The organism is Corallococcus sp. RDP092CA (assembly GCF_041903675.1).
Taxonomy (GTDB): Bacteria; Myxococcota; Myxococcia; order Myxococcales; family Myxococcaceae; genus Corallococcus.
This window is the reverse complement of sequence record NZ_JAYESI010000181.1, coordinates 1-255: the sequence shown is the minus strand read 5'-3', so window position 1 is coordinate 255 and position 255 is coordinate 1. Positions and strand designations below refer to the sequence as shown.

General features: G+C 71.4%; 1 protein-coding gene. It reads right to left on the bottom strand.

All coding sequences use genetic code 11. The annotated features are described in order from the left end of the window. A partial coding sequence (locus U8525_RS34700) for a hypothetical protein (protein WP_374271009.1) occupies nucleotides 1-255 on the bottom strand: 255 nt, incomplete at both ends.

The window sequence follows — 255 nt, the reverse complement described above, 5'->3', positions numbered from 1 at the left end:
GCTCGATGCGGAAGCCGCGGACCTTCACCTGGAAGTCGACGCGGCCGAGGAAGTCGAGGGAGCCGTCGTCGCGCCAGCGGGCCTTGTCGCCGGTGCGGTAGAGGCGCTGGCCTGGAGAGGTGGAGAAGGGATGGGGGACGAAGCGCTCGGCGGTGAGGTCCGGACGGTGGAGGTAGCCCCAGGCGAGGCCGAGCCCCCCGACGTACAGCTCACCGGCGACGCCGACGGGGACTGGGTGAAGGGAGGAGTCGAGGA